The following is an 18,099-nucleotide window of genomic DNA, read 5'->3' as shown; positions in this document are numbered from 1 at the left end:
TCCATTGTTTTATAAACTTTTGAAGCAAACAAATTCTAAGAATGCACTTTAAACAACCCGAAATTATATACTTTCTATTCCTACTGATTGTTCCAATTTTGGTGCATTTGTTTCAATTAAGACGATTCAAAAAAGAATATTTTACCAATGTTCGATTCCTGAAAATACTTTCTATTCAAACCCGAAAAAGTTCCAAAATCAAGAAATGGTTGCTTTTGGTTTGCAGAATGCTTTTGCTTGCCTGTATTATTCTTGCTTTTGCTCAGCCTTTTTTTGAATCCAAAGACAGTAAAAACGCGAGCAACGAAATGTATATTGTTCTCGACAATTCCTTCAGTATGCAGGCCAAAGGAAAAAAAGGAGAACTCTTAAAACGTGCCATTCAGGAACTGTTGGAAGAAACTCCGGAAAATGCCAATTTTTCTTTGCTAACCAATACCGAAAGTTATTGGAACACCGACATCAAAACCATCCGAAGTGAACTGCAAAACCTGAAATACAGTGCATCTCCCTTTCAATTGGATAATAGTATTGCTAAAATAAAAGCACATAAATCGGCTTTCAAAAAAGATATTATTATCATTACCGATGCTGTGGGAATAACCCAAAATCAATTAAAAAACATTGGCACCGACAACGTTCCGTATTTTATTATCCCAAAAGCCGAACAAAAAAACAATGTTTCTATCGATAGTGTTTTTATTCGTCAGACTCTGGATGATTTTTACGAATTAAGCATTAACACCACAAACTACAGCGACGATTTAAAACCCATTCCTGTGGCGTTGTACAATCAAAACAAACTGATTGCCAAAACCATTATTAATTATAAAAACAAAAAAGAAACCACAAATTTCACCATTCCAAAACAGGCTTTTCATGGCTATGTTTCCATCGAAGACAATGATTTGGCGTATGACAACAAACTGTTTTTTAGTATTTCAAAAATCAAAAAAACAAACATCATCAGCATCGGAGTACCCGAAAAAAACAATTTCCTGAGCCGAATTTTTACTAATGATGAATTCAATTACAGTTCTTTTGCAATCAACTCTCTGGATTACAACAGTATTGACAAGCAAGATGCCATTATATTAAACGAATTAGATGAAATTCCGCAAGCCTTGCAAACCACTTTAAAAACTTTTGTAAACAAAGGCGGAAATCTGATTGTAATTCCATCGGAAACCGCTTCGATTTCCAATTTAAACGCTTTATTAAATCAATTTGGTAGCACTCAATTCCAATCATTAGATTCGAATGAAAAGCTCATTACAAAAATCAACTTTAATCATCCTTTGTTTTCGGGTGTTTTCGAAAGCAAAACTAATAATTTTCAATATCCAAAAACCAAAAAAAGTTTTGCTGTTTCAACAACAAGTCCTGCTGTTTTAAATTTTGAGGATCAATCACCATTTTTAATAGGAATACAAAATCCCGTTTCATCTGTATATATTTTTTCGGCTCCGATAAACACTTTGAACTCTAATTTCCAACAGTCGCCTTTGATTGTTCCTGTGTTTTACAAAATGGCTTTGAGCAGACAAAACAACGGCATTAATTCTAATACAATTGGTAACAGCAACTCGTACCTTGTTTCAGTTTTATTGTCCAAAGACGAAATCCTGACAGTAAAAAATCAGGACGAACAATTTATTCCTGTGCAAAAAATGCTCAACAACAAAGTACAGCTATTCTTTAATGATTATCCTGAAAAAGCGGGGAATTACACGATATACGATTCTCAAAAACCGATAGAAAACATCAGTTTTAATTACCCAAGAACAGAAAGTAATCTGGATCAAATCAGCGAAAACATCTTATCCGATTATAAAACAGGTGATTCCATTTCGACCATTTTTGATACATTACAAACCAACAGAACCGACAATCAAATTTGGAAATGGTTTATTATCTTTGCACTGCTATTTTTAGCATTGGAAATGGCAATTATCAAATTTGTGAAATAATTTTTTTTCCCATTAAGCTATTAAGAATATTAAGTTTTCTCTTTATTCACTTAACAACTTAATGGTTCAAGAAAATTAAGTTTGAATGTTATAAACATAATTTTTATTGTTTCAATTAAGTAAATATCTACACATGAAAATAATCATCCGAAGTGCCAAAATTATCGATTCAAAAAGTCCTTTTCACAATCAGACTGTAGATCTTTTAATTGTTGATGGTTTAATTAAGAAAATAGGAACGGCACTTCCAAATACTGATAATGCCGAAGAATTAAAATTAGATAATCTTCATATATCGCAAGGATGGTTTGACAGCAGCATTTCGTTCGGTGAACCTGGTTTTGAAGACAGGGAAACTATTACAAACGGACTCGAGGTTGCAGCCAAAAGCGGTTTTACGGCCATCGCGTTACAACCCAATTCTTTTCCGGTAATTGACAATCAGTCGCAGGTGAATTTTGTAAAAAGCAAAGCCAATGGTTTTGCCACACAACTCTTTCCGATTGGCGCTTTGACCAAAGGAAGCGAAGGCAAAGACATGGCTGAATTATTTGATATGAAAAATTCGGGAGCGGTTGCGTTCGGAGATTATACGAAGAGTCTGGACAATGCCAATTTGCTAAAAATAGCCTTGCAATACGTACAAGATTTTGATGGATTGGTAATTGCTTTTGCACAAGATGACAAAATAAAAGGAAATGGAGTTGCCAATGAAGGAATAGTTTCTACGCGATTGGGACTAAAAGGAATTCCCGATTTAGCCGAAGAATTACAAATAGCCCGAAACCTATTTTTACTGGAATATACGGGTGGAAAAATGCATATCCCAACTGTTTCTTCAGCAAAATCGGTTCAATTAATTAAAGACGCCAAAGCAAAAGGTCTAAATGTTACCTGCAGCGTTAGCGTTCATCATTTGGTATTAACCGATGAAAAACTGGAAACTTTTGATACTCGATATAAAGTAACTCCTCCATTAAAAACCGAAAGTGACAGACAGGCCTTAATTAAAGGAGTTTTGGACGGAACTATCGATATAATTACAACCGATCACAACCCGATTGATATTGAACACAAAAAAATGGAATTTGATTTGGCCAAAAACGGAACTATTGGTCTCGAAAGTGCTTTTGGAGCATTGATGACCGTTCTTCCATTGGAAACCATAATTGAAAAATTCACAGCCGGAAATTCTATTTTCAGCATTCCGCAACAGAGTATCAATGAAGGTGAAATTGCAAATATCACGTTTTTTACACCGGAAGGTGATAGCATTTTCACAAAAGAGAACATTCTTTCAAAATCCAAAAATTCAGCATTTCTGGGCACTGCCTTAAAAGGGAAAGCGTATGGAATTTTGAACCAAGGAAAATTAATCTTAGGATAACAAATAATAATGAACAACACAGTCGAAGCTGGAAAAACAGCGGCCATTACAAGCTACATTTTGGGAATTGGCGTATTTATAGCCATGTCAATGAATAGCGGAGAAGACAAAAATGAATTCGCTTCTTTTCATATCCGTCAAGGACTCGGACTTACAATCACTTTTTTTTCTTTGGGATTAATCATTAGCAATTTTGACAGCCTGATGATTTCTGCCCCTATGTGGATTTTCGTTTCTATTTTATGGGCTTACGGAATATTCAGTGCCATAAAAGGAGAAACAAAACCGGTTCCGCTACTTGGAGAGTATTTCCAAAAATGGCTTAAAAGTATCTCCTGATTTTTGATTTCTGATTAACGATTTTTGATTTCAGATGTCAATACTAAAAAAAACCAAACACTTACTATGAATCTTTCATTAGAATATAAAATAAGAGAACCCAAAGTGATTCTCGATAAAAATCCATTATTGCTATTACTTCACGGTTATGGAAGTAACGAAGCCGATTTATTTTCGTTTGCATCCGAATTGCCGGGTGAGTATTATATAATCTCTGCACGTGCTCCTTACGATTTGCAATATGGAAGCTACGCTTGGTATGCCATTAATTTTGATGCCGATCAAAACAAATTTTCTGACAACAACCAAGCACGAATTTCGAGAGATGTAATTGCTGATTTCATAGACGAATTGGTCGCCAATTATCCTATAGACGCCAATGATGTAAATTTAATTGGTTTCAGCCAAGGGTCGATTTTAAGCTATTCCGTCGCGCTTTCTTATCCTGAAAAAGTGAATAAAGTAGTCGCTATGAGCGGATATCTTAATTTGGAAATCGTAACCGAAGATTATTTAAAAAACAACTTAAGTAAACTGAAAATCTTTGCTTCCCACGGAACAGTCGATCAGGTAATCCCTGTAGATTGGGCAAGAAAAACACCTGGAATTTTAGAAAAATTAGGGGTTAACACTACTTACAAAGAATACCCTGTTGGGCACGGTGTTGCACCACAAAACTTCTATGATTTCAAAAATTGGCTAGTTGAGAATTAATTATCCGCGTAGAGACGTTGCAATGCAACGTCTCCAGCAATGAATAATTTTCCGTTACAAAAAAATATGAGACGTTGCAATGCAACGTCTCTACTTTTGGTAAATAACAGACTGTATTATTTCAAAAGAAACGCTTTCATCGTCGTTGATGAAATATTTCAACAATACTTCACCCCAATATTCTCCGTCGCTGTAATCAGCAATTATCCAACGGTGATTCAACACTTTTACTTTATTGATTGAGAATTTATTCGCGCCCAATTGCACCTGACCAGTATAAGGATTTCCTTTTGGATTGGCATTCAAATCCATTAATTTTTCGGTCACATAAGGAACCAAAGCCACATAATTCCTGATTTTTTCAGACTTGGCCGATACAAAATAATTTTGAGCATTCTCATTTTTTTCTAATGAAAAATAATCCGCATCGGACAGTTTATTAGTAACCAACTGTAAACTGTCTCTTAATTTGGTTGCTGTTTTTTTATTTTTTTCCTGTTCAAAAGTCACTTCCTTGCTCAAGTACATATACGTGTAAACATTAAAAACCAAGGAAAGAATTAAGGCGTAAAGAAGTAAAGATTTTTTCATGCGTATATAATATTTGAATTTTTAAAGGAACATGGTATCGCCATTCTTTCTGATTATTTTTATTTTGGAATCATGGCGATTTCATTTATTAAATAAAATTATAGTGTAATTTCTAAATTATCATAGGCCAGAAAAACATTATCTGGGAGCTTTTTTTGAACCACTTCATGAAAACCGAGCATATGGCTAATATGAGTAAGATAAGCTTTCTCAGGCTTCAGCAAAGCTATAAAATCAAGAGCTTCCTGCAAATTAAAATGAGTATCATGAAGTTCTTCCCTCAAGGCGTTTACAACCAACACTTTGAGCCCTTTTAGTTTTTCCATTTCACTTTCTGCAATTGTTTTCACATCAGTCAGATAAGCAAAATCATCTATTCTAAATCCAAAAACCTGAAGTTTCCCGTGCATTACCGTTATCGGAATAGCCATTTTATTTCCTACTGAAAAAGGAACATTGTCAAATATCTCAATAGCTTTTACCGAAGGGGAACCGGGATATTTATTTTCGGTTTCAAATATGTATTCAAATCGTTTTTTTATATCGACAAGTACCCTTTTATGTGCATAAATAGGAATATCACCCTGCCTGTAATTGAAAGGACGAATATCGTCCAAACCAGCAGTATGATCGGCATGTTCGTGGGTAAAAAGTATGCCGTCTATCTTCCTGCAATTGGAAGCCAGCATTTGCTGTCTGAAATCAGGTCCGCAATCGATAACGTACGAGTAACCTTCCCAAGTGATCCAAGCCGAAACCCGAAGCCTTTTATCCTTAAAATCAATGCTTTTGCATACTTCATGATCGCTCCCAATAATTGGAATTCCCTGTGACGTTCCTGTACCTAAAAAATATACTTTCAATTGCTTTCTTTTTTTACAAAAATAGGATTAATTTCTCTTTCATTAAATGCCTAAATAGTTAACTTTGTAACATAATCGCCCAATATAAACCCAAAAAAATGGAACCTAAAAAGATAAAATTAAAAGGAGACAAAGTCATTGAACAAATTCCTTCTCTAAAGGACAAGGCACTTCGCATTAATTTAAATGAAAATATTTACGGAACTTTTGCTGAAATTGGGGCTGGTCAAGAAACAGTGAGACATTTTTTTAGATCAGGTGGATCATCCGGAACTATCGCAAAAGCTATGTCAGCATACGACAAAGACTTTAGTGATGCCGTTTATGGAATTGAGTCAGACGGCCGTTATGTAACCGAAAGCCGACTCAAAAAAATGCTCGCTTTTGAAGTCGAATTGATAGAAGAGCGATTGAGCAGAACAAAACATCCCAACAAAATGTTTTTTAGTTACGCCAATACAGTCGCAACGATAGATTTTGCCAAACAATTTAAAGGGCATGGCTGGGTAGGAATTCGATACCAACTCGATCCATCCGAAGATTACAACGAAATCATAATCCACATCCGTTTCAAAGAAACCGATTCCAGATTACAACAAGAAACATTAGGAGTATTGGGAGTAAACCTAATTTATAGCGCTTTCTATAAATACAATGACCCAAAAAAATTGCTTCGTTATTTATATGATCACCTAGACAAAGACCAACTAGAGATCGACACCATCAATTTCTCCGGCCCTAGATTTGCCGAAGTCGACAACCGATTAATGAGTTTACAATTGGTTAAAAACGGAATGACAGATGCGGTGATGTTCAATCCTCAAGGCAAAAACATCCTTCCGGCAGCCGTACTTTACAAAAAAAACATTCTCGCTTTTAGAGGAAGTTTCCGCCCGGTTACCAAGGTAAATATGGATATGTACAAAGAGTCTTTAAAAATGTTTTTGGAAGAAAACAAAGTAGAAAAAGACAACACCTTGGTCGTTTTTGAAATCACATTATCCAATTTACGTTCTGATGGTGAAATTGACGAAAGAGATTTTATGGATCGTGCCGAATTACTTTGTTCTCTGGGACAAACAGTAATGATATCCAATTTTCAAGAATATTACAAAGTGGTAGAATATTTCTCCAATTATACCAAAGCCAGAATGGGACTCGCCATGGGAGTTAACAACTTAGTAGATATTTTTGACGAGAAATACTACCGACATTTAAGCGGTGGAATTCTCGAAGCCTTTGGAAAACTATTCTATCGCGACATGAAAGTATTCCTATATCCAATGCTGGGCGAAGACGGAGAAATCATAAATTCCAAAAATCTGAAAGTACATCCAAGAATGAAAGAATTGTATAAATTCTTCAAATTCAACGGAAAAGTGGTCGATATTGAAAACTACAACCCCGAAATATTAGAAGTATTCTCCCGCGAAGTATTAAAAATGATTGGTGCAGGAAAACCAGGCTGGGAACAAATGCTACCTCCAGGAGTACCCGAAATCATTAAGGAAAAACATCTTTTTGGCTATCATACCGATACGATTTTGGAAACAAAAAATTAAGTTATAAAGTTTCAAATTTTATAAAAAATCCAGGAAAGATATACTGTTTTTCCTGGATTTTTCTATTAAAAAAACCGATTCCATTTATCCATCATTTGGGCGTGCCCCCGTTGCACAAAGGGGCCAATCAACTGTTGAATATATACGCCCCTTTGCACAACGGGGTCGTGCTGTCCGCGTTACTTCGGTAACTTACTCCCATCACTCACGCGACCTATTCAAGCTCAGTAAACACAAGAATATTTTCATTCATAAAAACATTACACCTACTTACTCCCTAATATTTGCTCTGCATGTACTTTGGTCTTTACGGCAGTAATAACATCCTCGATAATTCCGTTTTCGTCAATCACAAAAGTAGTTCTGTGAATTCCGTCGTATTCCCTTCCCATAAACTTTTTTGGCCCCCAAACACCAAAGACATTAATAACAGACTTATCTTCATCGGCCAATAAAGGAAAAGGCAAATCGTATTTATCACTAAACTTTGCCTGCGCTTTGGCACTGTCGGCACTTACACCCAATAGCGCATAATTATTAGCCCGAAAACGTTCAAAATTATCCCTTAAATCACAGGCTTCAGTTGTACAGCCCGGTGTAGAGGCTTTTGGATAAAAGAAAACCACCAGTTTTTCACCTTTATAATCAGCCAATTGATGCGTTTTTCCGTTTTGATCAACACCAGAAAATTGAGGTGCTTTATCTCCAATTTTTATTGTAGTCATTTTTTTAAAGTTACCAAGTTACTAAGTCGCTAAGTTACTAAGTTTCTTAGATTTTTAGATTATTAGATTATTAGATATGACGTAACTTAGGAACTCAAAAACTTAGAGTCTCAAAAAAAACTTAGTAACTTTGCAACTCTGCAACTTTGTAACTTAGTAACTCAGCAACTCAAAAAAAAATGACCAAACAGGAACGCGTAACATTTGTTATCAACACGTTGAACGAATTGTACCCTACTATCCCTATTCCCTTAGACCATAAAGACCCGTATACTTTACTGATTGCAGTTCTGCTTTCGGCGCAATGTACAGATGTCCGTGTGAATCAAATCACACCTTTGCTTTTTGCAAAAGCGGATAATCCGTATGATATGATAAAAATGTCGGTGGAAGAAATTAAGGAAATCATTCGTCCTTGTGGTTTGTCGCCTATGAAATCAAAAGGGATTCATGGATTATCCAAAATTTTGATTGAAAAACACAATGGAATAGTGCCTCAAAGTTTTGAAGCCCTAGAAGAATTACCTGCTGTAGGACATAAAACGGCCAGTGTGGTGATGTCTCAAGCGTTTGGAGTTCCCGCTTTCCCTGTCGACACTCATATTCATAGATTAATGTATCGATGGAATCTGACCAACGGCAAAAATGTAGTGCAAACCGAAAAAGACGCCAAACGTATTTTTCCAGAAGAATTATGGAATGATTTGCATCTTCAGATTATTTGGTATGGACGTGAATATTCGCCGGCCCGAGGTTGGAATTTGGAAAAAGATATCATCACCAGAACCATTGGCAGAAAATCTGTCTTGAGCGAATTTTCAAAAAAGTAAAACACCAATAAATAACAAATTTCACTACTATTCTAAAATACAGTAGTGAAATTTGTCATTTGATTTATATAAAAAAAGTAAAAAATCTTCTAAAAAGATCTGATTAATTGGCTATAACTTCGAAAAGTCTACCATCTATTTTTACAATTTTCAAAGCTTTAGAGTAATTCAACAATAAAGACACTACTTCTTTATCAGGTTTCATCCTTTTAGAAGTTTTCAATGATTTAGAGTAATTCTTTTCCATATGAAGTATAAATTTTATTTAATACTATAACGGAAGAATTATCCCTTTATTGTCAATTTGTTAATACGATTTGATGTTTTTCAATAATTTTTCTCAAATTCAATATAGCATAACGCATTCTTCCCAATGCCGTATTAATACTCACGCCAGTAGTTTCGGAGATTTCTTTGAAACTCATGTCTTGGTACATGCGCATAATCAAAACCTCTTTTTGATCTGTTGGAAGTTCCTCTACCAATCTACGAATATCAACTTCGACTTGATCGGCAATAATTCTGTTTTCAATAGTAAGAGAATCATCGGACATTATAGAAAAAATAGAAAAATCTTCGGTTTCTCTAAAGAGTGGCATCTTTTTGGATTTTCTATAAAAATCGATAATTAAATTGTGAGCAATTCTCATTATCCAAGGCAAAAATTTACCTTCTTCATTATAAGAATTCGTTTTTAAAGTTTTGATAACTTTAATAAATGTGTCCTGAAAGATATCATTTGAAATCTCTCTATCGGCCACTTTAGAGTAAATGAATCCATAAACCTTGGATTCGTGCCTTTTTATTAGCACAGCCAAAGCGCTTTCGTCTCCAGACATATAGTCCTTCACCAATAAAGCATCTGATTTTTGTAAACTTACCATAGCAACGTCTTTTTAGATTTAGTTAGTTTTTGGGGATATGTTCTAAAAAGTAATTCTTTGCTATAGGCTTATGGGAGTATTAAGTTAATTATTTGCCAAACTTAACAAATAATTATTAAAAGTAGCAAAAAAAAATATGATAATTATCATTTTTTTTAGTTTTTTTCAATAATTAAAAATTTTTTTTTAACAAAAAACCAAAACACAACATACTGTAATACAAAATAATACATGCTAATTGCTTAAAATAATTCGATATAAAATTCAATTAACATAATTAAGTGCAAAACAAGTAAAAATCTGAAAAAAGTGTCCCAAAAAACAAGTTTTGGTTATAATTCTTTCCACAATCTCACATTAAAATTGAGTACTTTTGTGGAAATTCATTTTCAGTATGCCGATTGATATTTCTAAACTCGACCCAAAGAAAAACATAATCATAAAAGGTGCGCAGGTTCACAACTTAAAAAATGTAGACGTTGCAATTCCAAGAAACAAACTTGTTGTAATCACAGGACTTTCAGGCTCTGGTAAATCCAGTTTGGCTTTTGACACTTTGTATGCCGAAGGACAGCGTCGTTATGTAGAAAGTTTATCTTCCTATGCCAGACAATTCCTGGGGAGATTGGATAAACCAAAAGTAGAATATATCAAAGGAATTGCCCCGGCCATTGCAATTGAGCAAAAAGTAAACACCACCAATGCCCGTTCAACTGTAGGAACTTCTACAGAAATATACGATTACATCAAATTATTGTATGCGAGAATTGGAAGAACGTATTCCCCTATTTCCGGAAGGGAAGTAAAAAAACAAACTGTTACTGATGTTGTCAATGAAGTCAAAAATTTTGAACCAAACAGCAAATGGTTACTCCTTGCTCCTATTCATCTAGAAGAAGGAAGACAGCTGGAAGAAAAACTAAAAGTACTTTTGCAACAAGGATTTGCAAGGATTTTGGTAAATAATGAAATGGTTCGTCTCGATGATTTTACACCAGCCGAACAACATTCGTTAGACCATAAAGATATTTTACTCATCATAGACCGAATCGTGGTAAAAGACGAAGAGGAATTTTACAACCGATTATCTGATGCTGTGCAAACCGCTTTTTTTGAAGGAAAAGGAATTTGTTATTTGCAGGAACTAAACTCGGATACCAAGCTTTCGTTTTCGAATAATTTCGAATTGGACGACATCACTTTTCTGGAACCCAATGTTCACTTATTCAGTTTCAACAACCCTTATGGCGCTTGTCCGGTTTGTGAAGGTTACGGAAATACCATAGGAATTGATGCCGATTTGGTCGTTCCCAATACCTCTCTTTCTGTTTTTGAAAATGCGATATTTCCTTGGCGCGGTGAAAGCATGAGTTGGTTTCGGGACGAATTGGTAAATCATGCCTATAAATTTGATTTCCCGATTCACAAGCCTTTTTTTCAACTGACAGATGAACAAAAAGACCTGATTTGGACCGGAAATAAATATTTTCAGGGGTTGAATGACTTTTTCAAAGAACTAGAAGAAAAAAATTACAAGATTCAGAACAGAGTAATGCTTTCCCGTTACAGAGGCAAAACCAAATGCCATGTCTGCAAAGGGAAACGATTACGAATTGAAGCCTCGTATGTAAAAATCAATGGTAAAACAGTATCAGATTTGGTGGATTTGCCCATCAAACATTTAGTTGATTTTTTCAAAAACATTGACCTGAACGAATACGAAAAACAAATCGCCAAACGATTATTAATCGAAATTAACAATAGACTTTCTTTCCTTACCGAAGTTGGTTTAAATTATTTGACTCTAAACCGAAATTCGTCAACGCTTTCGGGTGGAGAATCACAACGTATTAATTTGGCTACCTCATTAGGAAGTAGCCTTGTGGGGTCTATGTACATTCTGGATGAACCTAGCATTGGTTTGCACCCAAAAGACACAGAACGCCTGATAAATGTTTTATTATCTCTCCGTGACCTAGGCAATACTGTAATCGTTGTAGAACACGACGAAGACATTATGAAAGCTGCCGATATGATTATCGACATAGGGCCAGAAGCAGGAACCTTTGGAGGGAATTTGGTGGCTCAGGGCACTTATGACGAAATCCTTCGTTCGACTTCGCTCACGGCTCAATATCTCAATGGTGATTTAGAAATTTCTGTTCCAAAAAAACGACGCCCTTTTAAAAATTTTATCGAAATAAAAGGAGCTAGAGAAAACAATTTACAAAATATCGATGTTACTTTCCCATTAGATGTTTTAACCGTTATCACAGGAGTTTCCGGTAGTGGAAAAAGTACGCTTGTCAAAAAAATCCTCTTCCCTGCCATGCAGAAAAAACTGGATAATGCAGGAGAAAAAGCGGGACAATTCAGTGAGCTTTCAGGTTCTTTTTCACAAATAAAACACATCGAATATGTAGATCAAAACCCTATTGGTAGAAGTTCCCGTTCCAATCCAGTAACTTACATCAAAGCTTATGATGATATTCGAGAGTTGTATGCCAAAGAAAAACTTTCTAAAGTAAGAGGTTACCAAGCCAAGCATTTCTCTTTTAATGTTGATGGTGGAAGATGCGAAACCTGCAAAGGCGAAGGATCGATAAATGTCGAAATGGTTTTCATGGCCGATGTGCAACTGCCTTGCGAAACCTGTAACGGAAAGCGTTTCAAGAAAGAAATACTGGAAGTAACTTTTGACGGAAAGAACATTAATGACATCCTAACAATGACGATCGATGATTCTATTGCTTTCTTTGAAAAAAACAAACAAACTAAAGTTATCCAAAAACTGCAACCTTTACAAGATGTAGGCTTAGGTTATGTACAATTGGGACAATCCTCATCAACACTTTCCGGAGGGGAAGCGCAACGTATCAAACTGGCTTCATTTTTGGTAAAAGGAACCATTAAAGAAAAAGCTCTTTTTGTTTTTGACGAGCCTACAACAGGATTGCATTTTCATGACATCAAAAAACTAATGGCTTCCTTTGATGCTTTAATCGAAAAAGGACATTCGATTCTTGTTATAGAACACAATCTTGATTTAATAAAATGTGCAGATTGGGTTATCGATTTGGGTCCCGAAGGAGGCGAAAATGGAGGTCTGTTACTTGCTGTAGGAACTCCCGAAGATATCGTGAAAAATAAAAAATCAATCACGGCAAAATACCTGAAAGAAAAGCTATAGATATTCAAATTTTTCTTAACAATAAAAAAGCCATCACAATTAATCTGTGATAGCTTTTTTTTATGTCCGTCTGTAAAAGTACCAAATTGATACAGAATCAAAATTCTTAAAAATTTGCCACAGATTTACAGATTATTTACTAATTCAATCTATTTTTTGAAACTAAGTTCCGTCAAGCCAATCTGTGGCAATCTATTGTAATAGTATTTGCATAACAAAATTGTGATTTAACCTAAATAACAGTTTTCTTCAAAAATATTTCCATCTTCATCAATTGCAATCATCACCTTCTTGTCTTTGGCAACAACCCTTGTCAGGTATAACCAAGGCAAAGACCACATTCCGAGTGTAGCACAAAAAGCAAAAAAATTGAGACCGTGATTTATTTTTCTTCCTTCCTTGTATAAAATGGTAAAAGGTAATTTATCATTACGTTCTACAACTACAAATCCGTTATTAATTTTTTTTGAAATAATTTTTGTAAACAGATTTAATTTTTCCTGATTAATTAAATGGCTTTTCATCTTTTGTATATTAATTCAGATAAGCATTAGACAGATCTTTGAGAATACACAAAATTAACCGACAAATAAGAAACCTACAATACCCACTTTTAGTGATATTTAAAAGCAACTAGGCTAAGTTATTTATTATCAATCAATTAACAACAAACATAACAGGAAAAAGTAAAAATAGTCGTTGAAATGATTTTTAAACAAAGAAAATATAGCAATTTTCTTTCGAAAACGATTCAATCCTAAATAACGTTGCGATAAAATTAAAGTTTTTTGAATCGTTTTTGGAAAGAAAATACTATTACAAAGACTCCCATAAGAACCAAGAATAGGATTCCTAAACTTTTTATCCAATTGGTTACCAAATTATTTTCTTTATGAAAAAGTACTGCCTTCTGAATAATAGCAAGATTTTTTTGGGCCAACTCAAAATTAGTATTTCCCATTTTTTTTCCATCAGAATCAGTAACTGACATGACAACAAAATCAGTGTTATAAACAATTTCTAAACCAAAATCTGATTTGCATATTCGCAAAGAATCTTTTCTAAAAAGAGGATCTTTAGAAAGCATTTCAATTCTTTTTGTTATGGCTTGAGCACGACTTTCGGCACTAAAGACACCAATTCTATTATAAACAAGGAACAAAGTATCATCAAACGGATCTACAGGATATCCTTTTGAATTATCATTTTTTTGATAAAAAACCCCGCTTTCAGCTTGATTTTCTCCAACATTGGCATTTCCATTCGTTTGGGACTTTGAAAACACTAAAAAAGAACATCCTAGAAACAGCTGTAATAATAGAGTTTTAAATTTTATCATGTTCGAATGTTTTTCCATTAATTCATTAAAAATGCCTGCAATATTCATACCTCATTAAAACCATACTCCTCAAATATAAAAAAACTAACTCGAAAATTTGAAAATTTATTTTAAGAAAAAAACTCAAGTCTCTGATCAACAGAACCAAAACTATTTACTACTCTTTAACTTAAAAAGAACTTTATCCAAAGTTTGATTAATTTCAGGAGAAACGACAAACTTATAATTAACAATTACATAAACAATAGTAACTAAAATTGATTTTAGACAAATACCGATAATAGGATTCACTGGAAATTTCCAAAAATAAAACATTAAAAACACAACAAAAGTAATCGCAATAGAATGCAACGTTTCTTTTGTAAATGGGTACAAATGCATGCGTTTTACAACAAAAAGCAATTTGGCTATACTATAACAAGTAATTGACAATAAAGTGGCAATTGCAGAACCAATTATCCCCAATAAAGGAATAAAAATCATATTCAGAATCACTGTCAAAATCACTAAACCAACTCCAAGGAACAAAACGGCACGATAATATTTTGAGTTAAAAATAATAGCGTTATTATTGCCCAATATTAAATCAAAGTATTTGGACAACCCGATCATAAAAACCACCACAATTCCCCCACGATATTCAGCAGGCATCATTTCGTATAACTGGTCGATATTAACGAAAATACAAAGCATCACAAACCCACCAACTATCTGCAAATTAATTGACGTTTTTTTATACAAATCATTTAACTCATCGTGTTTATTATCATGCATCAATTTTGCTGTGATTGGATAAACAATTTGGTGCATCGCACGGCTTGGCACCGAAATCACCAATGCGATGTAGGTCGCAACAGAATAAAATGCAATGTTCTCAATCTTCATATACTGATTCAGCATTATTTTATCTCCATCCAAAAGCAAATTTGCGACACTGCCCGACAAAATAATATAGGATGTATACTCCAAAATTGACTTAACATTATGAGGTATTGTAAACTGGAAAACTGGTTTTTTGATTCGAAAGGCATAAAACATTGTTACCAAAAATGCAACAAGGTAAATTCCAGCAGTCAAATAAATAAAATCAACTGCCGTAATCCATTTAAAGTAAATCCCAAAAAGAGCAATTAACGAAAACAACCGCAACCCTACTTCTTTAATGAAATTACCAAATACTGAATACATGTGAACTCTGGCCCAGGCATAAAAAATTTCAAAATAAGCCATACAGATTCCAATGACAGGAATAAGCCAGATAAAATCTTTTACAATAGGATTCTTTTTGGTTACAAAAAAGGAAATCTCATCATAAAAACACAAACCAATCAAGATAATCAGAACGATTAATAAAATAGGAAATAATACTGTAAAGGATAAAAACTCATTTCGCTCTTTCTCTGATTTACACTGGGAATAAAACTTTACCAGAGTGTTTTGCATGCCAATGGCAAACAAAGGCATTATCACATTGGCACAAGACAAAATATAATTAGACAATCCATAAAATGTTTTCCCTAAAATAGGAGGAAATAAAAATAGTGTACTTATTCCTCCAATTCCAAAACCGATATAGGTAATTATTGTGTTTTTAAACGACTGGTTTAATACTATGCCCATTAATAAAGTTTAAGGTTTAAAAAGTTTAAAGTGAAATACCTTAAATTTTTGAATTAATTAAATGTGCCAAATCTTTGGTCAGATTCCTTCTAGAATATTTTTGCAAACCTACTGCATAAGATTGTAATTTCCCTTCCAAAAACTGATTATAATACGATAAGATGGTGTTTTTTAATTTTTCTTTCTCCGAATATTCAAAAAATACACCTGTATTCGTTTCAGTAATGATTTCGGAAAAATCAGAGTTTTTTGGGCCAATGGCAATTATTGGGCGATTAGAAACCATATATTCAAATAATTTTCCAGGAATTATACTTTTTGTTTCTTCCGAATTTATTTCGATGAGCAACAAAACCTGAGAATTTCGTTGATGCGCCACCGCTTCAGAATGAGAAACATAGCCAAGATTATTAAGATAAGAATCCAAACTAAACTTCGAAATAGCATCCAAAACTTCCTGACTGACAGCACCAATTAATTTTAGTTCCAAATGAGACTTAAAATCAGGAATTTCATTTAAAAGTTCCGATAAAGATTCCCATAATATAGCCGGATTTCTTTCAGAAAGGAACGAACCGATATGGGCGAGACTGAATTTGGAATCCAAAGCAATTTTTGTTGCCGGTTCCATATCATAACCATTGGTAATAACGGTTATTGGTCTATTCGTGATTTCCTCAAATTCAGTCTTGGTGGTTTTACTGGTAACAATAACTTGATCGGCAGTGTTCAAAACACGATATTCAAGTGATTTATGTTTTCTTTCAGCTCTGGTAGATAACCGTAATGATTTATGATAACCTATTGTTGTCCAAGGATCACGAAAATCAGCAAACCAAGTTACTTTCAATTTTTGTTTTAAAACCAACCCAATCAAATGCAAACTATGTGGCGGCCCGGAAGTGATTATCGTATCAATATTATTTTCTTTTATGTATTTTTCCAAATAAGCGACAGATGGTTTTACCCAATAAACTCTGGCATCTGGAATAAACAAGTTACCACGAATCCATAATAATACTTTTTCCAGAAAGGTTTGTTTCTTTTTATTTGGAATAATCCCCGAACTGATTTTTTTGGTTTTATTTTTAGAAAAAACAGAAGCCAGTTGATAGGGTTCGAATATTTTATTTTTTAAAATAATTGCCTTATCCGAAACTTCCTCTACTAAATTTGCATCAACTATCGGATAGGTTGGATTCTCAGGAATATAAACTATTGGCTGAATATCAAAATCCGGTAAATATTTGACAAACTTCAGCCAACGCTGAACACCTGGTCCTCCTGCCGGCGGCCAATAATAAGTTATGATTAGGATTTTTTTTGTATTCAAAACTATTTTATGAATTAGGATTGTTTAAAAATGTTACTACCAAAGGCATTCAAATTAATTTTTTTTCTACAAAAAACAATTTCAAAACCTACAATCCTAAATTCATTTTTAAAATTATGTATTTTCATTATTCAATCTTTCGAGTTCTTCGATGTCCAAAATATCCTTTGGTCTGTTTGTCGCTCTCTTTGCAATAATCAAATTATCGTAATCAATAAATTTTACAGGAACATCACCAACCATAACAATTTTAGCAGCATCGAATAACTCCTGAAATGGTTTGTCTTCCAAACCTTTCACACTAGACATAATATCTAATCTCAACCCATAATCCAAAGTAAAATCCGTCCACCCGGGAATAAATTGCATTGTTTCAATAGATTCAAAATCTCCTAAACCAATTTCAACAAAAGCATTCCTGAGATTAATTCTATTTTCGGCACTATCTTCAATATAAATATCAATATCTCCTGTATTTCTATTATATCCGTATAAATTTACTGCAAAACCACCAACTGTAATGTATTTGACATTATATTGAAAAAAATATTTCCAAATATCAATTATTTGCTGGTTCATTTTTTATTGTTTTGAGTTTTGGCAACATTTCTCATCATATAGGAAACCTCAATAATTGCGAATAATCGCTCTAATCTCTCAACATAAGAAAGTGACTTAATTTCGGCTATTCTTTTCGCTTCTAAAACTTCAGGAGAACCGTGATTTAAAATACTTTTTTTCATTACTTTCTC

The 18,099-nt window shown here is 33.9% G+C and carries 18 protein-coding genes; 7 read left to right on the top strand and 11 right to left on the bottom strand.

The features are described from left to right. Positions 1-41: 41 nt before the first annotated feature. The 4 genes from EM308_RS09555 (at position 42) to EM308_RS09540 (ending at position 4,410) form a co-directional block, all read left to right on the top strand. Entirely contained in the window at positions 42-1,970 is a 1,929-nt protein-coding gene (locus EM308_RS09555; protein ID WP_035641055.1) for a vWA domain-containing protein, read from the top strand. A gap of 133 nt (positions 1,971-2,103) precedes the next feature. Next, positions 2,104-3,357, top strand: a complete 1,254-nt coding sequence (locus EM308_RS09550; RefSeq protein ID WP_035641057.1) for a dihydroorotase — start codon at positions 2,104-2,106, stop codon at positions 3,355-3,357. Between the two features lie 9 nt (positions 3,358-3,366). Further along, positions 3,367-3,696, top strand: coding sequence for a hypothetical protein (locus tag EM308_RS09545; protein ID WP_035641060.1), 330 nt, complete (start codon positions 3,367-3,369; stop codon positions 3,694-3,696). Between the two features lie 66 nt (positions 3,697-3,762). Beyond that, positions 3,763-4,410, top strand: a complete 648-nt coding sequence (locus EM308_RS09540) for an alpha/beta hydrolase (RefSeq protein WP_035641108.1) — start codon at positions 3,763-3,765, stop codon at positions 4,408-4,410. Positions 4,411-4,500: 90 nt separating this feature from the next. Here the strand turns inward: EM308_RS09540 and EM308_RS09535 are convergent, their stop codons facing one another. After that, complete coding sequence (locus tag EM308_RS09535) at positions 4,501-5,001, bottom strand: hypothetical protein (protein ID WP_035641062.1); 501 nt, start codon at positions 4,999-5,001, stop codon at positions 4,501-4,503. A 98-nt stretch (positions 5,002-5,099) separates the two neighbouring features. After that, positions 5,100-5,864, bottom strand: a complete 765-nt coding sequence (locus EM308_RS09530; protein ID WP_035641065.1) for an MBL fold metallo-hydrolase — start codon at positions 5,862-5,864, stop codon at positions 5,100-5,102. Between the two features lie 98 nt (positions 5,865-5,962). On the opposite strand from EM308_RS09530, the gene EM308_RS09525 reads away from it, so the two are divergent. Further along, positions 5,963-7,426 carry a nicotinate-nucleotide adenylyltransferase gene (locus EM308_RS09525; RefSeq protein WP_035641068.1) on the top strand — a complete coding sequence of 488 codons (1,464 nt, stop codon included), beginning with the start codon at positions 5,963-5,965 and terminating at the stop codon, positions 7,424-7,426. A 266-nt stretch (positions 7,427-7,692) separates the two neighbouring features. Here the strand turns inward: EM308_RS09525 and bcp are convergent, their stop codons facing one another. Next, on the bottom strand, positions 7,693-8,151 hold the full coding sequence (bcp, locus tag EM308_RS09520) for a thioredoxin-dependent thiol peroxidase (protein ID WP_035641071.1): 459 nt from the start codon (positions 8,149-8,151) through the stop codon (positions 7,693-7,695). A 179-nt stretch (positions 8,152-8,330) separates the two neighbouring features. Between bcp and EM308_RS09515 the strand changes: the two genes are divergently transcribed. Continuing rightward, the gene (locus tag EM308_RS09515; RefSeq protein ID WP_035641073.1) at positions 8,331-8,981 is read left to right on the top strand and encodes an endonuclease III domain-containing protein; all 651 of its coding nucleotides are present in this window, start codon (positions 8,331-8,333) and stop codon (positions 8,979-8,981) included. A 103-nt stretch (positions 8,982-9,084) separates the two neighbouring features. On the opposite strand, the gene EM308_RS18165 is transcribed toward EM308_RS09515, so the two are convergent. Both EM308_RS18165 and EM308_RS09510 read right to left on the bottom strand, forming a co-directional pair. Then, complete coding sequence (locus EM308_RS18165; RefSeq protein WP_197056158.1) at positions 9,085-9,228, bottom strand: hypothetical protein; 144 nt, start codon at positions 9,226-9,228, stop codon at positions 9,085-9,087. A gap of 52 nt (positions 9,229-9,280) precedes the next feature. Then, positions 9,281-9,865, bottom strand: coding sequence for an RNA polymerase sigma factor (locus EM308_RS09510; RefSeq protein ID WP_035641076.1), 585 nt, complete (start codon positions 9,863-9,865; stop codon positions 9,281-9,283). 394 nt (positions 9,866-10,259) lie between these two features. On the opposite strand from EM308_RS09510, the gene uvrA reads away from it, so the two are divergent. Continuing rightward, positions 10,260-13,055: an excinuclease ABC subunit UvrA gene (uvrA, locus tag EM308_RS09505; protein WP_035641078.1), complete on the top strand. Its 2,796-nt coding sequence runs from the start codon at positions 10,260-10,262 to the stop codon at positions 13,053-13,055. Positions 13,056-13,282: 227 nt separating this feature from the next. Here the strand turns inward: uvrA and EM308_RS09500 are convergent, their stop codons facing one another. From EM308_RS09500 to EM308_RS18160, 6 genes are all read right to left on the bottom strand, one after another. Further along, complete coding sequence (locus tag EM308_RS09500; protein ID WP_035641081.1) at positions 13,283-13,579, bottom strand: hypothetical protein; 297 nt, start codon at positions 13,577-13,579, stop codon at positions 13,283-13,285. Between the two features lie 254 nt (positions 13,580-13,833). Further along, positions 13,834-14,394 (bottom strand): hypothetical protein, encoded by a 561-nt coding sequence (locus tag EM308_RS09495; protein WP_156101396.1) that lies wholly within the window; start codon positions 14,392-14,394, stop codon positions 13,834-13,836. A 150-nt stretch (positions 14,395-14,544) separates the two neighbouring features. Next, positions 14,545-16,014, bottom strand: coding sequence for an oligosaccharide flippase family protein (locus tag EM308_RS09490; RefSeq protein ID WP_035641087.1), 1,470 nt, complete (start codon positions 16,012-16,014; stop codon positions 14,545-14,547). A gap of 40 nt (positions 16,015-16,054) precedes the next feature. After that, positions 16,055-17,347 (bottom strand): glycosyltransferase family 4 protein, encoded by a 1,293-nt coding sequence (locus EM308_RS09485; protein ID WP_035641089.1) that lies wholly within the window; start codon positions 17,345-17,347, stop codon positions 16,055-16,057. A 114-nt stretch (positions 17,348-17,461) separates the two neighbouring features. After that, a complete protein-coding gene (locus tag EM308_RS09480) occupies positions 17,462-17,926 on the bottom strand; it encodes a nucleotidyltransferase (protein WP_035641092.1) in 465 nt (154 codons plus the stop codon). Next, the gene (locus EM308_RS18160; RefSeq protein ID WP_197056159.1) at positions 17,923-18,090 is read right to left on the bottom strand and encodes a hypothetical protein; all 168 of its coding nucleotides are present in this window, start codon (positions 18,088-18,090) and stop codon (positions 17,923-17,925) included. Before EM308_RS18160 ends, EM308_RS09480 begins: the two co-directional genes overlap by 4 nt. Positions 18,091-18,099 lie beyond the last annotated feature (9 nt).

Source organism: Flavobacterium gilvum, assembly GCF_001761465.1.
Taxonomy (GTDB): domain Bacteria; phylum Bacteroidota; class Bacteroidia; order Flavobacteriales; family Flavobacteriaceae; genus Flavobacterium; species Flavobacterium gilvum.
This window is presented reverse-complemented; position numbering and strand designations above follow the sequence as displayed.

Excerpts from the sequence above, each read along its gene's own strand:
- EM308_RS09535 (WP_035641062.1), bottom strand. The coding sequence starts at position 5,001 with ATGAAAAAATCTTTACTTCTTTACGCCTTAATTCTTTCCTTGGTTTTT.
- EM308_RS18160 (WP_197056159.1), bottom strand. The coding sequence starts at position 18,090 with ATGAAAAAAAGTATTTTAAATCACGGTTCTCCTGAAGTTTTAGAAGCG.
- EM308_RS09540 (WP_035641108.1), top strand. The coding sequence starts at position 3,763 with ATGAATCTTTCATTAGAATATAAAATAAGAGAACCCAAAGTGATTCTC.
- EM308_RS09545 (WP_035641060.1), top strand. The coding sequence starts at position 3,367 with ATGAACAACACAGTCGAAGCTGGAAAAACAGCGGCCATTACAAGCTAC.
- bcp (WP_035641071.1), bottom strand. The coding sequence starts at position 8,151 with ATGACTACAATAAAAATTGGAGATAAAGCACCTCAATTTTCTGGTGTT.
- EM308_RS09490 (WP_035641087.1), bottom strand. The coding sequence starts at position 16,014 with ATGGGCATAGTATTAAACCAGTCGTTTAAAAACACAATAATTACCTAT.
- EM308_RS18165 (WP_197056158.1), bottom strand. The coding sequence starts at position 9,228 with ATGGAAAAGAATTACTCTAAATCATTGAAAACTTCTAAAAGGATGAAA.
- EM308_RS09550 (WP_035641057.1), top strand. The coding sequence starts at position 2,104 with ATGAAAATAATCATCCGAAGTGCCAAAATTATCGATTCAAAAAGTCCT.
- EM308_RS09555 (WP_035641055.1), top strand. The coding sequence starts at position 42 with ATGCACTTTAAACAACCCGAAATTATATACTTTCTATTCCTACTGATT.
- EM308_RS09515 (WP_035641073.1), top strand. The coding sequence starts at position 8,331 with ATGACCAAACAGGAACGCGTAACATTTGTTATCAACACGTTGAACGAA.
- EM308_RS09525 (WP_035641068.1), top strand. The coding sequence starts at position 5,963 with ATGGAACCTAAAAAGATAAAATTAAAAGGAGACAAAGTCATTGAACAA.
- EM308_RS09500 (WP_035641081.1), bottom strand. The coding sequence starts at position 13,579 with ATGAAAAGCCATTTAATTAATCAGGAAAAATTAAATCTGTTTACAAAA.
- EM308_RS09480 (WP_035641092.1), bottom strand. The coding sequence starts at position 17,926 with ATGAACCAGCAAATAATTGATATTTGGAAATATTTTTTTCAATATAAT.
- EM308_RS09510 (WP_035641076.1), bottom strand. The coding sequence starts at position 9,865 with ATGGTAAGTTTACAAAAATCAGATGCTTTATTGGTGAAGGACTATATG.
- uvrA (WP_035641078.1), top strand. The coding sequence starts at position 10,260 with ATGCCGATTGATATTTCTAAACTCGACCCAAAGAAAAACATAATCATA.
- EM308_RS09495 (WP_156101396.1), bottom strand. The coding sequence starts at position 14,394 with ATGATAAAATTTAAAACTCTATTATTACAGCTGTTTCTAGGATGTTCT.